The following is a 9,674-nucleotide window of genomic DNA, read 5'->3' as shown; positions in this document are numbered from 1 at the left end:
CTTTAAAATACAAAACGCCCGATGAAGTACATCGAGCGTTTTAGTTAAAAAGTGTCAACCCATATCAGGACGGGTCAGTGATACTTCACTTAGCTTTTCCTACTTATTTGGGTTCTCTTTTAGTTTCTCCATCACTTGATCGAGCGAGAAGCTTGCTGCTTTTTGCCTTGGTGGGAACTCTTTAAACGTTTCAAGGAATCTGCCTACGTAAGCTTGCGCAGGAACAAGCATGTAAGCACGGTCTAGCATCCAATCGTAGTAAGTGTTAGAAGTGATATCAGCCACTTCGTAAGGATCCATACGCAAGTTGAAGATCTTAGGAACACGAAGTGTGGTGAATGGTTCAGCCCAAATACGCAACGTGCCTTTTGCTCGTTGCTCCATAAAGACCAGCTTCCATTTGTTATAGCGAAGTGCAGTTAAGTCTCCATCATCTGAGAAGTAAAAAATTTCTTCTCGTGGGGCCTTATCCTCTTTACCAGTCAAATATGGTAGGAAGTTATAGCCGTCTAGGTGAACTTTGAATTTCTTACCATTCGCACTATAACCTTTGAGCAATTTCTCTTTGATATTGTCATCACCCGCGGCAGCAACGAACGTTGGCATCCAGTCCATGTGATGCATGATATCATTCGAAACAGAGCCAGCTTTAATTTTACCCGGCCAACGTACCATCGCAGGAACTCGGTACGCACCTTCCCAGTTGGTATTTTTCTCTCCACGGAATGGCGTTGTACCTGCATCTGGCCACGAGTTCATGTGTGGGCCATTATCGGTGGAGTAAAAGACGATTGTGTTGTCTTTAATACCCAAATCATCCACTTTTTTCAGTAGCTGACCTACATGGTTATCATGCTCGACCATACCATCTGCATACTCGCTGATACCTGTTTTTCCAGAGTTCTCTTCTTTCACATGAGTACGGAAGTGCATACGAGTTGCGTTCCACCAGACAAAGAAAGGTTTTTCAGCCTTGACTGCACGATCCATAAAGTCGAGTGCCGCATCTAACGTCTCTTCATCCACGGTTTCCATGCGCTTGCGAGTTAGAGGTCCTGTATCCTCAATTTTGCCATCAGCGTACGAACGGATAACGCCGCGCGGACCGAACTTTTTACGAAACTCAGGATCTTTAGGATAATCGACGTTTTCTGGCTCCTCCTCGGCGTTCAAGTGATAAAGGTTGCCAAAAAATTCATCGAAGCCGTGATTAGTAGGAAGGTGCTCATCTTTATCACCTAAGTGGTTTTTACCAAATTGCCCTGTCATATAGCCCATCGGCTTCAGCATTTCGGCAATGGTTGCGTCCTCTTCCTTCAAGCCAAGATCAGCACCTGGAAGCCCCACTTTACTCAAACCTGTTCTAAGAACGGTTTGGCCCGTAATGAAAGTAGAACGGCCCGCTGTACAAGATTGCTCACCGTAATAGTCAGTGAACATCATGCCTTCTTTGGCGATACTGTCTATATTTGGTGTTTTGTACCCCATCAAGCCAAACGTGTAAGCACTGAGATTGGACTGGCCAATATCATCACCCCAAATGACGAGAATATTTGGTTTCTCTGCTGCGATACTGCTACTTGTCGCACCGATTAAAGCGGCGGCAAGAATCGCTAATCGGCGTTTAACGCCATATTTCGCTGTCATATAAACCTCTGTGTGTATTAGAAAAGTGCTTCCTGCAACAGAATGTATAGTTCACAAATAGCGGATAAGCGAATTTACTAAATGAGAATTCTTTCTATCTTCGCCTAACATTACACCGTTATTTGTAGCTAATACGCACTCCAATAGCACTTTAGTTCAGAGCGCCATCGCACCATTCATCACTACTGTTAATCTCAAATATTAAGATTGTCTACGCATATCACAGTGCCCATAAAGTACCTGATTGCTTTTATATAAATATTAATGATAATACGTTTTACTACCATTAATAATTAAGGTGCCCGCGTGCTTGACTCCAAGGTTTCAAATGGAAAAACTTACCAATGCCAACACAACGGCGTTCACCATAATGATGAGGAGCTATTACTAGATAAGCGCACTCACTCTGTGGTACTCAATTACTTGCCAAACAAGAAATCTGTTCAGTTAACAAGCATTCAATTTAAGCTGCTGCAAACTCTCACTCACCATCAAGATCAAGTACTTAGTAAGCATTTTCTTTACGAAACAGTACTAAAACGTGAATTTACTGAACATGATCGAGCACTCGATATGCACATGAGCAGAATGAGAAAGCGTCTAGTTCACGAAGGCGTTCCAACAGACAGAATTCAGACAGTCCACCGCCAGGGTTACATTTTCAAGCGCTCAGACAATCAACAGAAAAATTAACGCTAATTGGCCCAACTTTTGGTAATTGACCGCTTATTTTGCTTTAATTAATGCAAATTCGAATCACGTAAAATAACTCAATGAATTTGCGCTTAATTTTTACACTTTGCATTGCTACTTTGTTTGCCGGCTGTGCAACCTATGCTGGTCTTAACTATGACCAACTGTTTGGTCCACAGCTCGTGCGTGAACGCACAGTTGACGTGGAAACCCCTCAAGCAAACTTCTTCCAAAGCGAAGTTAAACCCATTATGGATAACCGCTGTGTCGTCTGCCACGCGTGCTACGATGCACCATGTCAACTTAAGCTCTCTTCTGTTGAGGGCATTGACCGTGGTGCGAGTAAAGCACTGGTATATGAAGGAACAAGACTCACAGCCGCAGCACCAACACGCTTATTCGAAGATGCAGAAACCACCCAAGAGTGGCGCGATGCGGGTTTTCATCCGGTTCTCAACGAACGTGATCAAAGCATGGCAGCCAACATTGATGCAGGCCTTATCGCACGTTTGCTACAACAAAAAGAGCGCCACCCATTGCCTGACCAAGTCCAGTTAGAAGGCTTTGACTTTTCGATAGACCGAGAGCAAACCTGTCCGACGATTGAAGAATACGAGCAATACGAGAAGGATAACCCAACCTGGGGCATGCCTTTTGGTATGCCAAATCTATCAAACAGTGAATACCACACACTCATGACTTGGTTGGAAAACGGCGCAATAATGAACGTTCACCAACCTGTTAGTGAGAATGAGCAAGCGCAAATAGATAAGTACGAAACATTACTTAACCACTCTGATTTGAAAAATCAGCTGATGGCTAGGTATATATATGAGCATTTGTTTTTATCTCATATCTACTTTTCAGAACTCGATGAAGATCCCCGATTCTTCACGCTCGTCCGCTCTGCTACACCACCAGGACAGCCCGTCAAACGTATTTCAACGCGTCGCCCGTACGATGATCCAGGGGTTGAACGTGTGTTTTATCGAATTATTCCAGAGCAAGGGACCATAGTAGATAAAACTCACATGCCATTCGCGTTAAACAAGCAACGCATAGAGAACTGGAAAACTTGGTTTATTGATGCTGATTACACGGTTAGCCAGCTCCCGAGTTATGCACCAGAAGTTGCTGCAAACCCGATGACATCATTCATCGACCTTCCAGTGAAATCGCGCTTTAAGTTCATGCTAGATAATGCACAAAATACAATAATGGCATACATCAAAGGCCCAGTTTGTCGTGGCCAACTGGCATTGAATGTTATCAATGATCGCTTTTGGGTGTTTTTCCTTGATCCAGATAAAGCAGACATCCCAGAAGTAAATGAGTTTTACCGATCTCAGGCTGATAACCTAAAACTACCGGCAGAACAAGAAAGTAACACGCTACCTGTTACCAACTGGGTCAAGTACGCGCGCCAGCAAGCTCGCTACCTAGAGGCTAAATCTGAGTTCACTAATAACTGGTTTAAAGAAGGTGAAAACCTATCCACCGATGTAATTTGGGACGGTAATGGCACCAACCATAATGCGGCATTAACGATATTCCGCCATTTTGATAGTGCTTCTGTTGTTCAAGGGTTAGTTGGTGAGCAGCCTAAAACAGTGTGGATTCTTGACTACGCGTTACTAGAGCGTATCCACTATTTGCTTGTTGCTGGGTTTGACGTTTACGGTAACTTCGGCCATCAGCTCATGACACGAATGTTTATGGACTTCTTGCGTCTAGAAGGCGAAAGTAACTTTATCTCGTTGTTACCCGCCGATATGCGCCATGAACTGCAATCTAGCTGGTATAAAGATCAAAGCCCGCAGTTGAGTGACTTTTTACAACGAAATGTGAAGCCGTTTAACCAACCAACCAGCGTTCAGTATAAGAGTGACGATCCAAAAACGGAGTTGGTGGAGTTGTTGAGCGAACATGTTTCAGATGTGCTTCTGCCTCGCTACGAAATTCAAGACACAGCTCTTTCTGCGAGTAGTGAAAAGCAACTAAAACGTATTGACCACGTTCGTGGTGAAGGCCTAAAAACCGTTCCGCAAATCACTATGCTTATGGTGAGAAGTCAATCAGGGGAAGATGAACTGTTCACCTTACTTCACAACAATGCACACACAAACATCTCTAGCTTGTTTGATGAAGAAAGTAACCGTGACTTTGCTAACGATGATATGACCATTGTACGCGGCGTTGTGGGAAGCTACCCTGCGGCATTTTTCTCGATCAACGAAAACCAAGTAAAAGATTTTGTCGATCAATTTAGTGCCATCCAAAACGAGTCCGATTACGTTAAGTTATTGGATAATTTTGCGATTCGTAGAAGCTCAGAAAAATTCTGGTCATTTAGCGATCGTTTACACAATTGGTACCGTACAAAACAACCGATCGAATTTGGATTACTTGACTATAATCGTTTTGAGAATCGATGATGATTTAAGGGGGTTCTCATGGGTATCCGAGATAACATTGCCGCTCTTGAACAACAGATTTACGTTGCTTGTTCTGAGGGAGACTACGAAACGGTCAATATGCTTGAGCATCAACTCGAATACTTACGTGGCAAAGTGGAACATCCTTTTGATGATGACCCTTATGCCCTAGACACTCGATTCGAGTGGGAAGATGACATGACCGAATAGAAAAAACCTCCGGAAAGCCGGAGGTTTTTTTATTTTCAATGCTCGATGGATTACTTCGCCATTAACTCATCCAGAGCTTGAATTGATGCAGACACTTGAGAAACTAAATCATCTTTAGTCGCATTATAGGTATCTAGAGGTTGAGGCGCGGCTTCAATTGCTTGGCAAGCGTTCATTAGCGCAGTTAGTCCTAAACTTCCTGCACTGCCCTTTAATTTATGGGCAAGGTTCTTTACTTCTTTACTATCATTGTCCTCAGCAGACGCTTGCAGCTTGCTTAATACATCGGTGCTGGTGGCTCTAAACAGATTAATAATGTGCAACATCTTATCTCTGCCCAAGATTTTCATATCGGACTCAATCACGCTCGGATTAATGATAACCACATCGGGTTCCTTTGTTTTAGGTGCTTGAACGACCTTTAATTGTAGCTCTTGTTCTTGAGGCGAAATTTGATCAAACGGGGTACAGTCGGCATTTTGTGGCAACAACAACGGCTTTCCGTCTAGCGCATCCTGAATCAATGCCGCGAGTGCCTCTTTTGCCAATGGCTTAGGCAAGTATCCGTCAAAACCAGCGGCTAGATAGCGCTCAACTTCTTCCGCAAAAACGTGCGCAGACACTGCAATCATTGGCGTGACGGCAAGCGCTTTATTGGCCGGCTTATTACACTCAATCCGCTTTAAGCGTTGGATCAACTCAGTTCCATCACAATCAGGGAGGTTGATGTCGACTAAAGCGATATCAAAATCCTGTGTGCTGATCAGTTGCTCTGCTTGTGAGCCGCTTTCCGCCATCACGACTTGATGCCCCATGCTTTCTAGAAAGCCTTCCGCGACCACTCGGTTGACTTCATTATCTTCTACTAGCAAGACCTTTGCTTTCACTTTGCAACGTGCGGTTGCCACGGTTCCTGTTTCAACAGGTTCGCTTTCCTCTAACGGAATAGAGAACCAGAATCGGCTACCATTTCCCTCTTCGGAATCGACTTCTAAAACACCGCCCATCGCTTCAATGATTCGCTTACTGATGGCAAGTCCAAGCCCCGTGCCTCCAGTTTGGCTCATCCCACCTTCAGCTTGCGTGAAGGCATCAAACAACGTTCTCTGGTATTTTTTGGCAATTCCTATTCCAGTGTCTGATACTTCAAACAGGACTTGCGACTCGTCCTCAGGGTTCAGGCTAACGTAGATATCAATTTCTCCTTCGTCAGTGAACTTAATCGCGTTACCAACAAGATTGTGCAGCACCTGACTGATTCTGGTGACATCCCCTTTCCAGTAGCGACTAACATCACTTTCAATATGGTAGGAGAACAGCAGCTTCTTCTCTTGTGCTCGACTGTTCATTAACTGGAAAGTGTCCTCCACCATTTGGTGTAAATCAAAGCCCATGTGACGAATTTCTAAATGCCCCGCTTCAATCTTGGAGTAATCCAGTACATCATTAAGGATCGCGAGCAACGTTTTACCACTACGATTAATGATTTCCGCATAACGCTTTTGAATTGGGTTGAGGCCTGAGTCAATCAGCAAGCGTGCTGTCCCCAACACTCCGTTCATTGGCGTTCTTATCTCATGGCTCATCGTCGCCAAGAAAGCCGATTTTGCTCGGCTCGCTTGCTCTGCTTGCTTGCGAGCTTTAGCGTGATTCAAAACCTCTTCATTCAAACGGCGGTTTGCTTGTTTTAACTGCGAAGTGCGCTGCTCAACGAGCTCTTCTAAATGCTCTTTATGCTCCTCAAGCTCTCGCTTGGCTTGAGCTTCACCCTCTGCTACCACTTTCAGTGCTTGCGCGGTATTACGAGCCGTGATGATGGCCTGCCCCATATGCGCCAACTCATCTTTGCCTTTCACTTCCAACTCAACCGCTAAGTTACCCTGTGCCACAGACAGTAACGCAGCGGAATATTCCGCTAACCGCTTCACAACAGAAAGGTACACCACACGCCATAAAATCAGCACCAATACAATCAAACCAACAATTGAAATAACGGTTAGAGACCATTGAGCGAATTTCAATGTGCTGGTCAATTGGTCTACAGCGACGGTAGTGGTTTTGTTTGAATCATCAACCAATTTGTTGACCGTGCCATTAAGCTCTGAGAACAACTCTAATGTCTTTTGCATCAGCTGTTGTGACTGTTCGTTATTCTCGTATTGCTGCATCAGTATAGAAAATACGACCTGACGCTTACCAAGCTCTATGAGCAGTTGGCTCATTTGCTTAGAGCGCGTAGGATCTTCCACAGCGAGTACACGGCGTTGCATGATTTTGAGGTTGCTATCGAAATCACTTTGAACCTGTTGAATTCGCTCAATATTCGTTAATGTCCGAGCCTCTTCAATTTGATTCAACATTTTAAAGGCCAACAAGTGCAGTTCATGCAATCGTTCCGTCAGATCAAGATCGACCTCCACCAGTGCATCTAGCGCCTGATAAACTTGCGATTTTTTATTCGACTCCAATAAGTCATAAATATGCGTGACGTTAGCAACAGCAATGGTGCTCGTATTCTGAACTTGCGTACGAGTTAGTTGTTCTAGCTCTTCACTGAGCAGACGCATTTCTTCAACACGAGTATCTATCTCTTTTGCAAGCCACAGCTTTTTTTCAACCGAAACACCGAGTTCTGCCAAATTGTCGATAACGTTCTGGACGTTATTCTCTAAAGCTTCTAACAATTGAGAATCGAACGACTCACTCCCGAGCTCCTTGATGTGAGTGAGTAAAGACTCGAGCTGTTCGAACAGCACTCGCCCTGACTCCTTTCTTTCCTGCTCGTTTCTTGCGTTCGACAACATTTGTACAGACGAAATAATACGAGTACTCAACTCAGATACTTGCCTCGCCTCAATCATGGCGGGAATCGCAGAATCCACGACATTTCTTTCGGTTTTGGCAACCAAAGAAAATCCAGACACACCAATAAGTGCCGATAACATGACCAGTATTGCCATCGCAATGAAAGACAACAAAAGTTTACGACCGATGCTTGCAGTTGCTAGCAGCATATTTTCATGACCTTAATGTTCGTGTTCAGCGACATATTACGTTATATTTTGCAGTGTTTACTTAATCTATGCCAACGAACTTCATTTCATGGTTAAAAATCAACACGCATTTCGCACATTTTTCAAACATTCTGCAGCCACTTTAACCCTCGTTGCTTCTTTGCCAGCGGTTGCCGCAGAGAAAATATGTGCAATATACCCTCACCTAAAGGATTCATACTGGTTGTCAGTAAACTATGGAATGGTGTCCGAAGCGAAAAGAGAAGGTGTCGAGCTACGAGTCCTTGAAGCGGGCGGCTACCCAAACAAAACCCGTCAAGAACAACAACTCGCACTGTGTAACCAATGGGGAGCAGATGCGGTTATCCTTGGGACCGTGGACCCACACGCTTACGAGCATTCACTTAAAAATTGGGTGGGGAATACTCCCGTTTTTGCTACTGTGAACCAACTCGACTTGGATGAAGAACAAAGTGAGTTGCTAAAAGGGACTGTCGGTGTTGACTGGCATTGGATGGGATACGAAGCGGGTCAATATTTGGCAGCTCGCCATCCAAAGGGGTCAGGAAAAACCAACATTGCCTTACTTTTGGGGCCGCGAACTCGTGGTGGTACGAAACCCGTTACTGCCGGATTTTATGAAGCGATACAAGGAAGTGATATCAACATTGTTGACTCATTTTGGGCAGACAACGACAAGGAGTTACAACGTAACCTAGTTCAACGTGTGATCGATATGGGAAATATAGATTACATTGTTGGCAGTGCAGTGGCGATTGAAGCGGCCATCAGTGAGCTGCGCAGTGCCGGCAAAGCTGAGGAGATCGGTTTAGTTTCTGTGTACTTAAGTCATGGTGTATATCGAGGCCTGTTACGTAACAAGGTGCTCTTCGCACCAACAGATAAAATGGTGCAGCAAGGTCGGCTTTCCGTGATGCAAGCAACGCATTACTTAAGGGGTGAAGCTTATGACAAACATGCCTCACCAACCATCAAACCACTGACTCCGAAGACGCTTCATGACGACACGATCGAAGAATCGTTATCTCCGTCAGAATATAGGCCGACATTCCGTGTTAAGGCTGTTGATTGAAAGACCAAAAACGTGTTCTATTGAGTCACAACAATTTTAAAATCATATAAACGGAAACATCTTGATGCAAAAAACCATTCGTACCATGCCAACCCATAAACATGTGGCTTTGGTCGCTCACGACAACTGCAAACCTGAGCTACTTCGCTGGGTAAAAGAAAACAAAGAAAAGCTACAGAGTCACTTCCTTTACGCAACTGGCACGACAGGACACATGCTGAGTAAAGAAACTGGACTTGCGATCAAGAGCATGATCAGTGGTCCGATGGGCGGTGATCAACAACTAGGCGCTCTCATTTCAGAAGGCAAAATCGACGTTCTCGTTTTCTTTTGGGATCCACTGAATGCCGTACCTCACGACCCAGATGTTAAAGCGCTTCTTCGTATTGCTAGTGTTTGGAATATTCCTGTAGCAACGAACCGAGCCACCGCTAAGTTCCTGTTTAACTCCCCTCTTCTTGAGCAAGAAGTAGACATCGAAGTTCCGGATTACGAAGCCTATCTTGCTGAGCGCATGTAAGCTTTGATGCCAACCAAATAAAGCAAGGGCGATACCAAGTATCGCCCTTGCTGTTTTTAACA

At 44.5% G+C, this 9,674-nt stretch carries 7 protein-coding genes; 5 read left to right on the top strand and 2 right to left on the bottom strand.

The window, feature by feature from the left end; all coding sequences use genetic code 11:
* Positions 1 to 99: 99 nt before the first annotated feature.
* Complete coding sequence (locus tag R7O03_RS21900; protein ID WP_005376560.1) at positions 100 to 1,647, bottom strand: arylsulfatase; 1,548 nt, start codon at positions 1,645 to 1,647, stop codon at positions 100 to 102.
* A gap of 306 nt (positions 1,648 to 1,953) precedes the next feature.
* Between R7O03_RS21900 and R7O03_RS21895 the strand changes: the two genes are divergently transcribed.
* From R7O03_RS21895 to R7O03_RS21885, 3 genes are all read left to right on the top strand, one after another.
* A complete protein-coding gene (locus R7O03_RS21895) occupies positions 1,954 to 2,340 on the top strand; it encodes a winged helix-turn-helix domain-containing protein (protein WP_017635365.1) in 387 nt (128 codons plus the stop codon).
* A gap of 80 nt (positions 2,341 to 2,420) precedes the next feature.
* The gene (locus tag R7O03_RS21890; protein WP_065275237.1) at positions 2,421 to 4,775 is read left to right on the top strand and encodes a fatty acid cis/trans isomerase; all 2,355 of its coding nucleotides are present in this window, start codon (positions 2,421 to 2,423) and stop codon (positions 4,773 to 4,775) included.
* 18 nt (positions 4,776 to 4,793) lie between these two features.
* Positions 4,794 to 4,985, top strand: a complete 192-nt coding sequence (locus R7O03_RS21885) for a hypothetical protein (protein WP_005376565.1) — start codon at positions 4,794 to 4,796, stop codon at positions 4,983 to 4,985.
* Between the two features lie 50 nt (positions 4,986 to 5,035).
* On the opposite strand, the gene torS is transcribed toward R7O03_RS21885, so the two are convergent.
* Positions 5,036 to 7,999, bottom strand: coding sequence for a TMAO reductase system sensor histidine kinase/response regulator TorS (gene torS / locus R7O03_RS21880; protein ID WP_318132025.1), 2,964 nt, complete (start codon positions 7,997 to 7,999; stop codon positions 5,036 to 5,038).
* A 43-nt stretch (positions 8,000 to 8,042) separates the two neighbouring features.
* On the opposite strand from torS, the gene torT reads away from it, so the two are divergent.
* On the top strand, positions 8,043 to 9,092 hold the full coding sequence (gene torT, locus R7O03_RS21875) for a TMAO reductase system periplasmic protein TorT (protein WP_262602084.1): 1,050 nt from the start codon (positions 8,043 to 8,045) through the stop codon (positions 9,090 to 9,092).
* Positions 9,093 to 9,156: 64 nt separating this feature from the next.
* Positions 9,157 to 9,612, top strand: a complete 456-nt coding sequence (locus R7O03_RS21870) for a methylglyoxal synthase (RefSeq protein WP_005376571.1) — start codon at positions 9,157 to 9,159, stop codon at positions 9,610 to 9,612.
* Positions 9,613 to 9,674: the final 62 nt, after the last annotated feature.

This window comes from Vibrio sp. Vb2960 (assembly GCF_033337665.1).
Classification (GTDB): domain Bacteria; phylum Pseudomonadota; class Gammaproteobacteria; order Enterobacterales; family Vibrionaceae; genus Vibrio; species Vibrio alginolyticus.
Note: the sequence above shows the minus strand (reverse complement) of the source record. Positions and strands in the feature narration are given on the sequence as shown.